Origin of the sequence: Marinomonas primoryensis (assembly GCF_013372285.1) — a bacterium.
GTDB classification, from domain to species: Bacteria; Pseudomonadota; Gammaproteobacteria; order Pseudomonadales; family Marinomonadaceae; genus Marinomonas; species Marinomonas primoryensis.
On the sequence record NZ_CP054301.1, the window covers coordinates 1,925,453 to 1,941,196 of the forward strand.

At 45.0% G+C, this 15,744-nt stretch carries 14 protein-coding genes; 11 read left to right on the plus strand and 3 right to left on the minus strand.

The features are described from left to right. Window positions 1-12: 12 nt before the first annotated feature. Window positions 13-690, minus strand: a complete 678-nt coding sequence (locus tag MP3633_RS08825; RefSeq protein ID WP_176335263.1) for a heavy metal response regulator transcription factor — start codon at window positions 688-690, stop codon at window positions 13-15. Between the two features lie 245 nt (window positions 691-935). Between MP3633_RS08825 and xylF the strand changes: the two genes are divergently transcribed. The 5 genes from xylF to MP3633_RS08850 all read left to right on the plus strand — a co-directional run bounded on the left by xylF (window position 936) and on the right by MP3633_RS08850 (window position 7,566). After that, a complete protein-coding gene (gene xylF / locus MP3633_RS08830; protein WP_176335264.1) occupies window positions 936-1,937 on the plus strand; it encodes a D-xylose ABC transporter substrate-binding protein in 1,002 nt (333 codons plus the stop codon). A gap of 115 nt (window positions 1,938-2,052) precedes the next feature. Next, a complete protein-coding gene (locus MP3633_RS08835; RefSeq protein ID WP_176335265.1) occupies window positions 2,053-3,582 on the plus strand; it encodes a xylose ABC transporter ATP-binding protein in 1,530 nt (509 codons plus the stop codon). Then, window positions 3,575-4,705: a sugar ABC transporter permease gene (locus MP3633_RS08840; protein WP_176335266.1), complete on the plus strand. Its 1,131-nt coding sequence runs from the start codon at window positions 3,575-3,577 to the stop codon at window positions 4,703-4,705. Before MP3633_RS08835 ends, MP3633_RS08840 begins: the two co-directional genes overlap by 8 nt. 66 nt (window positions 4,706-4,771) lie before the next feature. Beyond that, a complete protein-coding gene (gene xylB, locus MP3633_RS08845; RefSeq protein ID WP_176335267.1) occupies window positions 4,772-6,220 on the plus strand; it encodes a xylulokinase in 1,449 nt (482 codons plus the stop codon). 164 nt (window positions 6,221-6,384) lie between these two features. Then, window positions 6,385-7,566, plus strand: coding sequence for a XylR family transcriptional regulator (locus tag MP3633_RS08850; RefSeq protein ID WP_176335268.1), 1,182 nt, complete (start codon window positions 6,385-6,387; stop codon window positions 7,564-7,566). A 99-nt stretch (window positions 7,567-7,665) separates the two neighbouring features. On the opposite strand, the gene xylA is transcribed toward MP3633_RS08850, so the two are convergent. Further along, window positions 7,666-8,985 (minus strand): xylose isomerase, encoded by a 1,320-nt coding sequence (xylA, locus tag MP3633_RS08855; protein WP_176335269.1) that lies wholly within the window; start codon window positions 8,983-8,985, stop codon window positions 7,666-7,668. A gap of 216 nt (window positions 8,986-9,201) precedes the next feature. Between xylA and MP3633_RS08860 the strand changes: the two genes are divergently transcribed. Then, the gene (locus MP3633_RS08860) at window positions 9,202-9,615 is read left to right on the plus strand and encodes a GNAT family N-acetyltransferase (RefSeq protein WP_176335270.1); all 414 of its coding nucleotides are present in this window, start codon (window positions 9,202-9,204) and stop codon (window positions 9,613-9,615) included. 112 nt (window positions 9,616-9,727) lie between these two features. On the opposite strand, the gene MP3633_RS08865 is transcribed toward MP3633_RS08860, so the two are convergent. After that, window positions 9,728-10,450, minus strand: coding sequence for a polyamine aminopropyltransferase (locus tag MP3633_RS08865; protein ID WP_176335271.1), 723 nt, complete (start codon window positions 10,448-10,450; stop codon window positions 9,728-9,730). Window positions 10,451-10,715: 265 nt separating this feature from the next. Here MP3633_RS08865 and MP3633_RS08870 point away from each other — a divergent pair, with 265 nt between their 5' ends. The 5 genes from MP3633_RS08870 to MP3633_RS08890 all read left to right on the plus strand — a co-directional run bounded on the left by MP3633_RS08870 (window position 10,716) and on the right by MP3633_RS08890 (window position 15,738). Next, complete coding sequence (locus MP3633_RS08870) at window positions 10,716-11,189, plus strand: GNAT family N-acetyltransferase (protein ID WP_176335272.1); 474 nt, start codon at window positions 10,716-10,718, stop codon at window positions 11,187-11,189. Window positions 11,190-11,242: 53 nt separating this feature from the next. After that, window positions 11,243-11,638, plus strand: coding sequence for an ACT domain-containing protein (locus tag MP3633_RS08875; RefSeq protein ID WP_176335273.1), 396 nt, complete (start codon window positions 11,243-11,245; stop codon window positions 11,636-11,638). A 273-nt stretch (window positions 11,639-11,911) separates the two neighbouring features. Continuing rightward, window positions 11,912-13,405: an FAD-dependent oxidoreductase gene (locus tag MP3633_RS08880; protein ID WP_176335274.1), complete on the plus strand. Its 1,494-nt coding sequence runs from the start codon at window positions 11,912-11,914 to the stop codon at window positions 13,403-13,405. Window positions 13,406-13,577: 172 nt separating this feature from the next. Then, entirely contained in the window at window positions 13,578-14,609 is a 1,032-nt protein-coding gene (locus MP3633_RS08885; RefSeq protein ID WP_176335275.1) for a tagatose 1,6-diphosphate aldolase, read from the plus strand. 40 nt (window positions 14,610-14,649) lie between these two features. Beyond that, window positions 14,650-15,738, plus strand: a complete 1,089-nt coding sequence (locus MP3633_RS08890) for an endonuclease/exonuclease/phosphatase family protein (RefSeq protein ID WP_176335276.1) — start codon at window positions 14,650-14,652, stop codon at window positions 15,736-15,738. The last annotated feature ends 6 nt before the right edge of the window (window positions 15,739-15,744 follow it).

Genomic DNA, 15,744 nt, shown 5'->3' on the forward strand with positions numbered 1-15,744 from the left:
TTAGGTTCAATGCTAGGATCTTGTTTCAAGAACGTAGCCCATACCACGAACCGTATGGATTAACTTTTCAGTGTAGGGTGAATCAACTTTGGCTCTCAGTCGTTTTACCGCCACTTCGACGACGTTCGTATCGCTGTCGAAATTCATATCCCAGACCTGTTCGGCAATCATCATTTTTGAGAGGATTTTTCCCTGATTTCTGGCCAATAAACACAACAATGCAAACTCTTTTGCGGTCAATTCCAACCGGTCTTCGCCTCTTGTGATTTTTCTGGCCAACAAATCGATGTGTAAATCAGCAATGTTCAAATGCGTCACTTCTGTACCGTCGGTCTGGTTTCTTCTCAACAAAGCTTGAATACGAGCGACCAGTTCACTCAATGAAAAAGGCTTGCACAAATAATCATCTGCGCCATGTTGTAAGCCCTTTACACGTTCTTCCACGGAGCCTTTAGCAGACAGCATGATCACAGGCGTGTTTTTACTTACACGAAGACGATCCAAAACGCCGTAGCCATCTAAATTTGGCAACATAACATCCAGAATAATCGCGTCGTAATCGTATTCCATTGCAAAGTGTAAGCCGTCTAAACCATCGGCCGTGACATCGACATTAAAGCCTAGCTCCTTTAATGCACGCTTTACATAAGCAGAGGTTTTTTCTTCATCTTCAATTAAAAGTAATCTCATGCTCATTCCTAATGGGCGATTATTGTCGTCTTGTCTCATTATTCTAGTGCTTCAGCGCGAACTAATCATGAACATTTTTCTGACGTTTTTGTCAGAAATTAATGCAGAGGTATTTTTCGCACGTTTATAAAAAACGCCACACACAAACAAAAAAAGATAATACCGCTTCTAAGCCCATCAATTTACATTCGTCTTACTCCATCAGGAGATCGTTCACTTAATAACAATAACAAGGGATGAAAAAAATGAAAAAAATCGTATCTATGACGGTACTCGCGACTCTTTGCGCGGCGACTTCTCTTCCTGCTTTAGCAGACGGTGAAAAAATTGGGTTGTTAATGTCTGATTTGCGTCTAGAGCGCTGGCAGAAAGACCGAGACTTATTTACCTCAGCGGCAGAAGCCATGGGTGCAAAAGTCTATACTCAATCTGCAAATGGCGATGTCACTACTCAAATCTCTCAAATCGAAAACATGATTTCTCGCGGCGTCGATGTGTTGGTTATCGTACCAGAAAACGGCGAAGTGCTAGGCAATGTGTTGGCGGAAGCAAAAGCGGAAGGCATTAAGGTATTAGCGTATGACCGGTTGATCAAATTTGCTGACATCGACTTGTATGTGTCTTTTGACAACATTCGAGTGGGCGAGATGCAAGCAGAAGCCTTACTTGGCTTAAAACCGAAAGGTAACTACTTTTTGATGGGCGGTTCACCGACCGATAACAATGCGAAAATGTTCCGTCAAGGCCAAATGAACGTACTTCAACCCGCGATTGATGCGAAAAAAATACACATCGTGGGCGATCAATGGGCAATGGGCTGGTCTGCTGAAGCGGCATTAAACATCATGGAAAATGGTTTAACGGCCAACGCCAACAAAATCGATGCGGTCGTTGCGTCAAATGATTCAACGGCGGGCGGTGCAATTCAAGCACTGGCGGCACAAGGTTTGAGCGGCAAAGTGGTGATATCGGGTCAAGACGCCGATTTAGCGGCCATGCGTCGTATTGTCGCTGGTACGCAAACCATGACAGTGTATAAACCCATTTCTAAGCTGGCAACAACCAGTGCTGAAATGGCGGTTAAGCTGGCTCGTGGTGAAAAAATCACAGTCAACGGTCATGTCAACAACGGCAAAAAAGACGTTGATGCAGTATTGCTTACGCCGATTTCTGTGTCTAAAAGCAATCTAGATTCCACCGTTATTGCTGACGGTTACCACTCTCGTGACGCTGTTTATAACCCTTAATCTTCCTACTATATCTATGGCGCTCAATAGAGCGCCATTTGCTTCTTCTCCCATTTGTTTTTTCTCTTTTTAAAAAAGAGATGCCAAAAAAGAGATTTGAAAAAGAGGTGCAAACATGAAGCAACCCTTATTGGACATGCGTGGGATTGTAAAAAGTTTCTCCGGTGTTCGTGCATTGAATGGTGTGAGTATTCAGCTTGGTGCGGGTGAAGCCTTGTCCATATGCGGCGAGAACGGTTCTGGTAAATCTACCTTGATGAAAGTGCTCAGTGGTGTTTGGCCATTTGGTTCTTATGAAGGCGAAATTTACTTTGAAGGCAATTTGGTTAAAGCATCAAGTATTCGAGACACCGAAGCGCTAGGCATTGTTATTATCCATCAAGAATTGGCGCTCGTTAAAGAAATGTCCGTTCTAGAGAATATTTTCCTAGGCAATGAACTTGGTTCTTTCGCAAGGCTCAATGACGAAGAAATGCACCGTCGTACATCGGTACTGTTGGCACAAGTAAAATTGAATGTGTTGCCAGACACCCCCATCCGAGACCTTGGTGTGGGCCAACAGCAATTAGTCGAAATTGCCAAAGCACTGAATAAAAACGTCAAGCTGTTAATACTAGATGAACCGACGTCTTCTTTGACCACCACAGAAATTGAAATCCTCTTAAACATTGTTAGCGAATTGAAGCAGCGGGGCATCGCTTGTATCTATATTTCTCATAAGTTGGAAGAGGTCTTAGCCTTATCTAATTGGGTTACAGTGATTCGTGATGGTGACCATATTGATACTCGATCTGTAGAACAGCTGACTCAAAACGACATCATCAGCATGATGGTTGGGCGTGAATTAGACGAATTATTTCCGCGGGAAGAACACGATATTGGCGATGTAGTGCTAAAAGTAAAACACGCCACCGCGATGCAAGCCGGAGCAACACGTGCGCAAGTAGAAGACGTTAGTTTCGAATTGCGTCAGGGCGAGATTCTGGGTGTCGCGGGATTGATCGGTTCGGGCCGAACCGAATTGATGCAGTGTCTTTATGGTTCCTACGATGGGCGATATGACGCAGAAATCGAGTTGCACGGCCAGTCATTAACGATTCGATCCCAGCGTGTGGCATTAGAAGCTGGCATTGCGATGGTGCCTGAAGACCGTAAACGTCATGGCATAGTGCCAATTATGAGTGTTGGGCGAAACATCACCTTGTCCGTTTTAGATCAATATACGTCTTGGTTTGGTGAGATCAATGAAGATCAAGAAAGCCAAGATATTGATGATTACATTGCGCGGCTGAAAGTCAAAACAGCGACTTCGGAACTTGCGATTAAAAACTTAAGTGGTGGTAATCAACAAAAAGCCATTATCGCCAAATGCCTATTAACACACCCCAAAATTCTAATATTAGATGAACCGACTCGCGGCATTGATGTGGGCGCCAAATACGAAATTTATAAGCTGATGTTTGCACTCGTCAAAAAAGGCATGTCGATCATCATGGTGTCGTCTGAATTATCAGAAGTCATTGGCATCAGTGACAGAGTATTAGTGATGCATGAAGGCCGCTTAAAAGGTCAGTTTGACCATCAGGGTTTGACCCAAGAAATGATTATGAATTGCGCGATCAAAGAGGATACAGCGAATGTTTAAAACAATAAAAACCAGTCAATTACAACTGCTTGCCATGTTGGCGGCCATGTTGCTGATCGTCGTTTTCTTTTCTTTTGCAACAGACGGTGCGTTTGTGTCACCGAGAAATATTTCTAACTTGATTCGTCAAACCGCCATCGTCGGTGTGTTGGCGATTGGTATGGTGTTTGTCATTATCAGTGCCGAAATTGATCTGTCCGTTGGTTCCATGATGGGATTATTGGGCGGTATCGCGGCGATTTTGGATGTTTGGTTTCACTTTCCTATTTTGTTAACGGTCTTGGTCACCGTCGTTGCGGGCTTGGTGCTTGGTTTGTTTAACGGCTGGTGGGTGGCGTACCAAAAAGTGCCTTCGTTTATTGTGACCTTAGCGGGTATGTTGGCGTTTCGTGGCATTTTAGTCGGTTTAACAGACGGCGCCACCGTAGCACCAACGTCCAGTTCGTTGGCTATTATTGGGCAAAGTTACATTCCTTCAGGTTGGGGGATCAGTGTCATTGCTTTGTTGTGTTTAGGTTTACTGGCTCGTGTTTACACTCGCCGTCAAGCAAGACACAAACACGGTGTCGTTAATCAAGCGGCAAAATTTGAATACGGCAAAGCGACCATTGCTGTGTCTGTTTTATTGGGCTTGTTGTTTATTTTGGAAAGCTATCGTGGCATTCCGACGCCAATTCTCATTATGGGCGGACTGATTTTAATTGCGACGTATGTGGCGAAAAGAACCTCCTTTGGGCGTCGTGTGTATGCCATTGGTGGCAACATCGAAGCCACTCGAATGTCTGGCGTGAATGTTGAGCGTACCAAAATGTTGGTGTTTGGTTTCAATGGCATGATGGTCGCTGTCGCGGCGCTGATACTTACTTCTCGATTGGGTGCGGGTTCTCCTGCTGCCGGTAATATGGCGGAGTTGGATGCTATTGCGGCTTGTGTTATTGGCGGAGCCAGCTTAGCGGGCGGTGTGGGTGTTGTATTTGGCGCCATCATGGGCGCACTGATCATGTCAAGCCTGGACAATGGCATGAGCATGTTAGATGTGCCGACTTTTTGGCAATTGATCGTCAAAGGGATGATCTTGTTGCTCGCGGTTTGGTTGGATGTCAAAACCAAAAAAGCACAATAAAACGCGGTTTATCACTCTCTTTTCTTTCTGAAGAGTTGTTTGAAGAATTTTGTAAAAGGTATTTTTATGTATATCGGTATTGATCTTGGTACGTCCGGTGTAAAAGTTATTCTTATGGCGGAAGACGGGCAAGTGCTGGCGAGCTGTACATCGCCGTTGTCGGTGTCGCGTCTGTTTGATCTTTGGTCTGAGCAAAGCCCAGAAGACTGGTGGCAAGCGACGGATTTGGCCATGTTGCAGCTTGCCGCTGAAAACAATCTACAAAACGTCAAAGCCATTGGCTTATCAGGGCAAATGCACGGTGCTACTTTGCTAGGTAAAAAGGGTGAAGTGTTGCGTCCTGCGATTCTTTGGAACGATGGCCGCTCCCATGAAGAATGTTTGATGCTGCAAAGACGGTGCCCAGAAGTGCAGGCGATTACAGGCAACTTGGTCATGCCAGGTTTTACCGCCCCGAAACTATTGTGGGTGAAGCAGCACGAGCCAGATATCTTTGCGCAAATTGATAAAGCACTGCTGCCAAAAGATTATCTGCGTTTTCGAATGACGGGTGAGTTCGCGACGGATGTATCTGACGCGTCGGGCACGCTTTGGCTCAACATGGAACAGCGCGCTTGGAGCAATACTATGCTGCAAGCAACGGGGCTAAATGAACAGCAGATGCCGAAGGTGTATGAAGGCTCAGAAATCACCGGCACGATCAACGACGCCTTAGCGAAACGTTGGTCTATGCCTGTTGTACCAGTGGTGGCGGGGGGTGGCGATAATGCCGCAGGCGCCGTCGGTATGGGCATTATTAAACCGGAAGAAACCATGTTGTCGCTTGGTACTTCTGGGGTAATTTTTTCGGTCAGCGATGGTTTTACAGCCAATCCTGCGGTTGCGTTGCACAGCTTTGGTCATGCGATTCCGAATACTTGGCACACCATGTCGGTGATGTTGAGCGCCGCTAGTTGTATCGATTGGGTGACTAGATTGACGCAATTTGGCAATGTAGAAGCGGCGTTGTTGGCCGCTGAAAACCGAGCTGATCACGTGTGTAACGTGACGTTTTTACCTTATTTAAGTGGTGAAAGAACGCCTCATAACGATGCCAATGCGAAGGGTGTCTTTTGGGGGATGACGCATGAAACCACCCCAGCGGATCTTGTTCAGGCGGTGCTGGAAGGTGTGACTTTTGCTTTGCTCGATGGTCTAGATGCCGTGCGCTCAGCGCAAAGTATCAGTGAAAGCATTGATGTAATTGGCGGCGGTGCGAAAAGTACCTATTGGTTACAATTACTCGCTGACGTATTTGCTGTTCCTATGGATTACCGTGAAGGTGGGGAAGTAGGACCTGCGTTAGGCGCGGCACGATTGGCTGCGATAGGGTTTCGGGGCAACTCCGCGTTGAGTGAGGTCTGCGTTAAACCTAAACTGATTAAACGTTATTTGCCAAACAGTGATAGAGCGGTTCAATATGCTGAGAAACGAGAGCGTTTTCAAGGTTTATATCAACGACTAAAAGGTTTTTGATAATAGTGAGCGGCGTGAAAATACGTCGCTCATTTCCTCGTATTTCCTCTTACCGGTTACGATTTTTTCAAGGCACATTTTGTTTTTTGTCATTTTCTAGAACTTACCCGCATTCCAAGGTTATGATCGCTACCAGCGACAATAATAATGAGAGATGCTTTTGTATGTTTGAAAAACGCTACCGACTCAATTTAGTATTCAATGCCAATAAGGTCTATGACCGACAAGTTATTGAAGGCATTGGCGAGTATCTTCAAGCCGCCCAGTGTGACTGGGATGTGTACTTTGAAGACGACTTTCGTTATCGACTGGATGGATTAGCACATTGGAAAGGTGATGGAATCATTGCGGATTTTGACAATCCTGAAGTCGAAGCAATATTAAGAAACACCGACATCCCTACGGTTGCGGTGGGCGGGTCTTATCATCATAAAAGTGACTATCCCCGTTTGCCTTACGTTGCCACAGACAATGCCGCGTTAGTAAGATGTGCGTATCAACATTTGAAGCGTAAAGGTCTGCCTCAGTTCGCCTTTTATGGCGTGCCAAGCAATGAATATAGCCGCTGGGCGAGTGAGCGTGAGAATGCTTTTATTGAACAAGTTCGTTCAGATGGTTATGAACCTCACCTGCATCAAGGTCTGTTTACCACCGCTGAGCTTTGGGAAACCGCTCAGCAAAATTTAGAAAATTGGTTGAAAAACTTACCCAAGCCTATTGGTATTGTCGCGGTAACGGATTCACGTGCTCGTCATTTACTGCAAGCTTGCGACCATTTAAACATCATGGTGCCAGAACAGGTCGCCATTGTCGGCATAGACAATGAAAGCATGGCGCGATATTTGAACCGAACAGCGTTATCTTCTGTCGAACAAGGCAGCAAGCAAATGGGCTATGAAGCCGCAAAAATGCTGCATCGTATGTTGCTCGGTTATCCGGTTGAAAACTCGCTGGTGGTGGTTGACCCCATTGGTATTGAAGAGAGGCAGTCGTCTGATTACCGAGCGTTGCGTGATCCTTATGTGATTCAAGCCATGCACTTTATTCGTCATAACGCCTGTCGAGGCGTGAAAGTCGCGCAAGTGGTTGACCATATCGGCATATCCAGAACCAACTTAGAAACCCGCTTTATCGACGAAATTGGCTGCTCGATGCACGAGCAATTGCACATGACCAAGTTTTATCGCGCCTGTGAATTAATCACCTCGACCAATCTCCCGTTTGACGAAATTGCCCGAACTTGCGGCTACCCTTCCGTGCAATACATGTACACAGTCGCACGTAAAAACGTAGGCATGACGCCAGGAGAATATCGAGTGTCGTCGCGCCTTGCTAAAGACGCTTAACTCGACTAAAAATAAATATGGCGAGCATCTCAAGCATAAAAAAACACAGGTCAGTTTTGCTGACCTGTGTTTTGATACGTTGTACTGACTGTTTCGGTGTTATTTGTAGATAAAACCGTTCACAACGTTTTCTAACATTTCTTGACGGCCAGAAACGGCTTTAGGGTCAATGTTATTTTTCTCTGCGTAAGCCGCAAGGTCTTGCAGAGAATGCTTACCAGAAAGAATGTCCGCACCTAATGGATCGTTCCATTTTGCATAGCGTTGATTGACCAATTTGGACAAGCTTTCGCTTTCAATCATTTTCACTGCGCGTTCTAGTGACAACGCCAAGGTATCCATGGCTCCAATATGACCGTGGAACAAATCTTCAAGGTCCATAGACTGACGGCGCAGTTTGGTATCAAACATGTAGCCGCCGTTTTGGAAGCCGCCGTTTTTCAGAATCTCATAAGTAACAAGCGTGTATTCTTCTACGCTAGTAGGGAACTGGTCTGTGTCCCAGCCTAATTGCGCGTCGCCTTGGTTTGCATCGACAGAACCGAGAAGACCCAAAGAGCATGCTGTCGCGATTTCATGATGGAAGCTGTGACCCGCCAATGTCGCGTGGTTGGCTTCGATGTTGACCTTGATTTCTTTCTCAAGACCAAACTCTTTTAAGAAACCGTACACTGTCGCGGTATCGTAATCGTATTGATGCTTGGTTGGCTCAGCCGGTTTTGGCTCGATCAATAACGTACCGTTGAAACCGATTTTGTATTTATGCTCAACCACCATCTGCATGAAACGACCAAGCTGGGCGCGTTCACGTTTCAAATCGGTATTTAGTAGGGTTTCATAACCTTCACGGCCGCCCCACAAGACATAGTTTTGGCCACCTAATGCTTTGGTCGCATTCATCGCATGAAACACCTGAGTCGCCGCGTAAGCGAAAATTTCTGGGTTCGGATTGGACGCCGCGCCAGACATGTATCTTGGATTGGAAAACGCATTCGCTGTTCCCCATAAAAGCTTAATGCCCGTGGCTTCTTGCTTGGCTTGAAGGACATCAACCATTTCTGCGAAGTTGTTAATGTATTCTTTTAGTGAACGGCCTTCCGGGCTGACATCGATATCGTGGAAACTGTAATAAGAAATGCCCAATTTTGTGAAGAACTCAAACGCCGCATCGGCTTTCAACTTTGCCGCATCCATCTCGGACGCCGCTTTGTACCAAGGGCGATCAAAGGTATTTGCCCCAAATACATCGCTTCCTTGCCAACAGAAATTGTGCCAATAGCAAGCGGCCATTCTTAAATGTTCTGCCATGGTTTTACCCATTAGCACCTTGTTCGCATCGTAATGTTTAAAAGCAAAAGGATTGCTGGAATTTGCACCTTCGTATTTTACAAACGGCACCGTCTTAAAAAAATCGCTCATATCAGAACTCCTGACTGTTGTTATTTTTGTCCCTACGAATCATTGTTTTTTTAAGCGTTTGCTTCAATTACGAAATTTCCTGAGCGCGTTATTGAATTTGTTGGGGAGGCTTGTCGAACAGTAGCTCAGTGGTTTTTCGCATTGGGCTTTGACCTGATTATGATGAGTACAATAAGATGTTGAGAGAGTCGTAGTACCAGATTAATAGGAGTATGAATGAACATTGAGGTGTTAGAAAACCCAGATCAAGCACTAATCGATTATCTTAATAAAAAAATTGATGATTTCAATTGGGCTAATTGGGAAGTAAATGAACGAGTTCCCTTAGCTGTGCAAATAAAGAGTAAGCAAGGTGAGGTTATAGCCGGTGCAGCAGCTCGCACGTTTGGTGATTGGTTATTATTAGATACATTATGGGTTTCAGATGAACTGCGTGGTCAAAATGTTGGTAGTAAAATTCTAAAAGAAATTGAAGTGTCAGGTAAGAAACGTGGATGCATTAAATGCCTTTTAAGTACGCTAAACTTTCAGGCTATGCCTTTTTATGAAAAGCACGGTTATAAAACCGAGTGGATTCAGCAGGGGTATCCTAAAACTGGTTGTAAATATTTCATGGTAAAAGAGCTATAAATGATATTTGTGTACCGTTCTGTTAACACGTTACTCAAGAAGGACGAAGACCGTTTTTTTTGATCCTTCGTCGCTGATTTTAATTGACAATCATTTGCTTCTTAGGGAGGGGTTACCTCTTCACACAAACATAAACCGAGTTCGTCGATTGTCCGCCTTGAAACGGGTTATCAAATGACACTAGGTGCGAATCAACACTCTCGAATACGGTTTTGAGCAATTCAATGAAGTTGTCTTCTGGTGGGTTCTGAGACCACATGGCGAATACGCCGTTTGGTTTTAGTTGTGCAGCCATGAGAGATAGGTTTTCTGTGGTGTAGAAACCAGCGTTGCTTGGGTTGAGGAATTCCGTTGGGGAATGGTCGATGTCGAGCAAGATGGCATCGAACTTTTTACCTGCATGGCTTGGGTCAAGTCCAATACTTGGGTCTGTGGCGAGGTCGAAAAAGCTGCCCAAAACATAACGGTTACGTTTGTCTGTGTTGAGTATTTTTCCTAGTGGGACGAGTTCTTTTTGGTGCCAGCTGATGACAGTTTCTAACGCATCGACCACCAGAAGTTCAGCAATTCGTTCGTCTTTTAACGCGGCTACGGCGGTGTAACCTAAGCCCAATCCACCGACGACAACACTCAGATTTTCGCCTTGTACTTGCGCTAAGCCAAGGGTAGACAAGGCTTCTTCTGCATCGACAAACATGCTCGACATAAGAAACTCTTCGCCCAGCTTTACTTCGTAGATGTCTCTGTCGCCAAACGCGGGAATACGGCGTCTGCGCAGGGAAATTTCGCCTAAAGAGGATTCTTGGCTGTCGATTTCTTCGAACAATAGCGGCATGGTTGGGGTGTCCTAAAATAGTGTGTGATGATACTAATGACGTTCTTGGAAAAGTACCGTGTGTTAGTACTTTGTCCGTTGGCGATTTTAAGCAATAGTCGCCTTTTAAAGTCGGTCATGTTTGTATTTGATTTGCCGTATTTTACAACAGCTACTTATCAATAGGCTGACAGCGGTCTAAATAAACCTTTTTTTATTCAAAAAATAATGACTATTTAAGACATTAAAGTAGGATTCTCCCCAACCTTACGTGAATGGAGTCATTATGCCTTTTCTAGTTCCCATGTCTAAGCCGTTTTTTTCATCCTACATTGAAGAATTGATCGTGCAGTACGCCAAAGAAAACGTCGACTCAGGTCGATGGCAGAAAGCGGGGTCTTTAACACGTTCCCGACGTGATACCGAGCGATTATTGCCTCGTGGTATCGAGACGGAAAATAACCATTTCTTTGAATTGAAAGCGCCAGATGTGAATGAATCGGTTGGCAGCATATGGTTGTCGCTCGAAAACAGTGCTACCACGGGTACGGTTTTTATTTATGATTTAGAAATCAAACCGGAATATCGTCGAAAGGGCTATGCCAAGCTTGCCTTGAAGGAAATCGAAGACTTTGCCGCCACACACAACATTGTCAATGTTGGTCTACATGTTTTTTCTAACAACGAAGCCGCGCAAGCACTTTATACTGAAATGGGCTTTAAGACGGTGAGTCTTAATATGGTTAAGAAGATTGGTTAGCGGGCTGGCTTGTGAATGGATGAAATAACACAAATAGTATGGAGGAGGGTTTTATGACTGCGATAACAGAACTGGATAAATTACTTCGTTCAATGAGTCCAGAATTAGTTAGTGGAGAGTTCGTTTTTTGTACGGTTCAAGGTACGGCCCAAGACTATTTAGCATTGGATCCTATAATGACGTTTATTGAATCTGAAGGATTAACTCTGATTCTAGCTAAGCAAACGGCTTTAGATGCGGGTTTAGCGTTTGAAAGTGCATTTAGCCAAATTACATTGACGGTACATTCCAGTTTGGATGCGGTCGGTCTAACCGCTGCGGTATCAAATAAGCTGACAGAGAAAGGCATTAGTGCCAATGTTGTTGCCGCTTATTATCATGATCATATTTTTGTACAAACTGAAAAAGCTGAGGCGGCATTAAAAGAGTTTAGTGCTCGGTCTAGCTAATATTTCTAATCATATTTTGGACAGATAAACAAACGCTCTGATGAGTGACTGTGTTTTGGCGAGTTCACCGCCATAGTATAGGCAGAGTTATATGGCCGTTACCCTCATGCCACCGTTGTGGTTTTTTACATAAAAAGGCTTTTAATTTATCAGTGTTAAAGAGAGTCGGTTCGATTTTATTTTAGGCTCTTACTCCTAGTATCAGTTACTATTTCTTCTATATAGAAAAATCATTGTCAGCCTAAAAGGCAAATAAAGTGGAAAGTAAATCAAGTGGAAAGTGAAGCGGGTAGTTGGGCAGTTTGTCCAGAATGTCTGGGGCTCGGTAAAAAAAGTCGAAAGCTGCGCAAGAAAGTGAAGTTGCGTTACCAAAAAGAATTGGATGCGTTTGAAAAAACGAATGGCGAAGGGCTTGCTCCTGTTCGGCCTCAAGGTCACCTCGAAGATTGTTTGAAATGTGCAGGTTCTGGCTTACTTGCCGCTACGGATTTCCCAGTTGCCGATACAGTAAATTACCCTCATGTTGCGATTGTTGGTGGCGGGATTGGCGGTGTGGCGTTGGCCGTTGCATGTTTACATCGTGGTATTCCATTTACGCTCTACGAGCGTGATAGCGGCTTCGATACTCGATCTCAGGGTTATGGATTGACGTTGCAGCAAGCGAGTAAAGCGATTGAAGGATTGGGCTTGTTCTCATTAGAAGGCGGTGTTGTGTCTACTCGCCATCTGGTTCATACAACAGAAGGTGACGTGGTCGGCGAATGGGGCATGCGCAAGTGGATGCAGTCCGATGAGCAATCGTTACAGAAACTGTCTTCGTCGAAACGCACCAATGTACATATTGCACGACAGTCTTTGCGTTTAGCATTACTTGGTCAATTGAGTGCTCAAGTGCCTGTGCAATGGAATCATCAGTTGGTGGATTTCAAGGAAACAATAGGCGAAGGTGTTGATCTGACGTTCCATGTAAAGGGTCAAGCAAAGGGTCAGGAAAACGAAGGCATTAAAATTGCCAAGGCTGACTTAGTCGTCGGTGCCGATGGTATTCGCAGTACCGTGCGAAAATTGCTCATTGATGAGGAAGCGGCGCCTTTACGCTACCTTGGTTGTATGGTGATTTTAGGCATTTGTCCTTTGAAGAACCTGAACGGCCTTAAGCATGATTTACTGGATTCTGCTACGGTATTTCAAACCGCCAATGGCAATGAGCGAATCTATATGATGCCTTATTCGTCAGATTCTGTAATGTGGCAGCTTAGCTTTCCCATGCCCGAAGACGAGGCGAAAGAGTTGAGTGCTAAAGGTGTGACGGCATTGAAAGAAGAAGCGTGTAGAAGAACACAATGGCACCATCCTATTCCTCAGATTTTGGCGGTAACTCAGGAAGCGCAGGTGTCGGGTTATCCCGTGTACGATCGAGAATTAATGACTTCTGAATTATTAGAGCAAGCCGGAAAAGTCACACTGATAGGTGATGCGGCGCATCCGATGAGCCCATTCAAAGGCCAAGGCGCGAATCAAGCATTATTAGACGCGTTGGCGCTGGCTCGAAGCATTACCAAGGGTTGTCAGCCGCCGTCTGAGTGGCACGGAAGTTGGAAAAAAACAGGCATCAGAGACAGTGTGTTAACGAGTTTTGAAGCCGAAATGTTAGAACGCAGTGCTTCTAAAGTGAAAGGGTCAGCCGAGGCGGCAGAATTTTTACATTCTGACGTTGTGCTCCATGAAGGGGATGAGCCGAGAGGGCGGTGCCTAAAGAACAAATAATGAGTTATACCAAGTAGTTCAAGCCTATTTCTACGCTCGTTCAGCATGGACTAATGCCCGCCTTTAATCTAACGTTCTGTGCAATAATAGATTTTTGCCTTACCATCAAATAAAAATAATGTCAGGTTATACGAAAGTTGGCCTTCGGCACCCAATTGAGTAGGAATAAAACATGCAATTATCCGCTGGAAAGTCGTGGTCTTTACGCCGTACGGCTGACAAAAATGGTTTGTTCAAAATGGCGTCGTTAGATCAAATTCCACCGATCGTTGGACCAATGGCGGCTTTTCATGGCGCCAGCGAGGCGCCGTTTGATGATGTGGTTACGTTTAAGAGGTTGCTGATTGAGCAGTTTCAGGGCTATTCATCCGCCATGTTGCTTGATCCTCAGTTTGCTGTTCCTGGTTGCATCGACGCGCTAGACGCATCAAAAGGGCTTTTTATTTCATTGGAAGACCCGTCATACGACCTAGTCGCGAACAATGAACGCCGCTCCAAGTCTGCAGAATTTTGGTCCGTCGGTAAGATCAAGCGTATGGGCGGTAATGCGGTAAAAATGCTGGCTTGGTATCGTCCTGATGCGAGTGCTGAAACGAACCAACATCAACAGAATTATGTGATGCAGGTTGGTGACGCTTGTGCGAAATATGACATTCCCTTTTTCTTAGAGTTGCTCGCTTATCCGCTGGACTCTGATAGCACGTTAAAGGCCGATGACGTGAACAGAAAAGAGCGTCTACGTGATACGGTATTACAGTCGGTTGAAGAGTTCGCAAAATCGAAATATCAAGTAGATGTGTTTATGCTTGAAAGCCCAATTGAAGGGAGTGACGCACCGGGTGTTGGTCATCAAGGTGAGGAACATATTCAACCTGTGTTTGAAGAAATGGCTCGATTGGCCAATCGTCCTTGGGCGATGTTGTCGACTGGGGCCACGATGGCTGAGTTTAATAAAATTATGACTCACGCGTATGCCGCCGGCTCATGTGGCTACTTAGCAGGAAGGACCTATTGGTTGGATACACTGGCGCACTATCCTGATTGGTCTGCTATGCAAGCCGATATTCATCAAAATGTGTCTTATTACATCCAAGAGCTTAATGACATTACCGATAAAATGGCAACGCCTTGGTCAAGTCACTCATGTTATTCAGCGCCGCTTGAAGCAGACAGGGCATTCTGTTCACGTTATGCTGACATGTGATTTGTGTCTATTTAATAACAACTAAGAACATAGGTTTAATATGTTATCAGTGCTTATTATCTGCACAACGATCATTGTGCTGGCAACTTTGCTGCCATTATCACGACACCCTCATTGGGTTATTCGAGGGATGGACTTTCCTCGTTTGCAAATTGCGATTGTCGCTGTGGTGTTGTTGGTCGTCGATGCCGTTCTTCTTGATATACAATCGATAAGTACTTTGGCCATTATGGGCGCAACGCTTTTATGTTTGATTTGGCAGTTGTGGTGGGTATTGCCTTATACCGTTTTATGGCCAAAAGAGGTGAAAAGTGCCAGTGGTATTCACCCTGAGAGGCAACTGAGCATTCTCACTTCGAATGTATTAACGCCCAATCGAAATGCCGATGCTTTGATTCAGTTGGTCAGAAAATATAAACCTGATGTGTTGGTAACATTGGAATCGGATCAGTGGTGGGAAGACAAACTCAGTGTATTAGAGGCTGAGATGCCCTACAGTGTGAAATGTCCTCTTGATAACTTGTATGGTATGCATGTATTTTCAAGGTTGCCTCTAGAGGAAGATGAAATTTGCTATCTGGTTGAAAAGGATGTGCCATCGATACATGCCTCGCTGGTGTTACGAACAGGCGACAAAGTCCGTGTGCATTTTATTCATCCAGCGCCACCCAGCCCGTCTGAGAACCCCGAATCGGCGGAACGAGATGCCGAGTTAGTGATTGTAGCGAGAAGTGTAGCTGAAAGTGACCAGCCTGTTATTGTCACCGGAGATCTTAATGATGTCGCTTGGTCGGCTACAACGCGTCTTTTTCTTAAAATTAGTGGCTTGTTAGATCCACGAGTGGGGCGTGGCATGTATAATACCTTTCATGCGTCATATTTCTTTTTGCGGTGGCCATTGGACCATTTGTTTCACAGTCAGCATTTCACACTACGATCCATTCAACGGTTACCCTCGATTGGTTCGGATCACTTCGCTTTGCTGACCAGAGTTTTATTTTCACCGGTTCAAGATAAAAATCAGCAAGGGCTAACCCCCAATGTTACTGACAACGAATGGTCAAAAGACATAACGCAAGAACAGGACGTTAGTAAGCACGATGTGCCGCGACCTGGTGAGTCAAATTAACTGTCG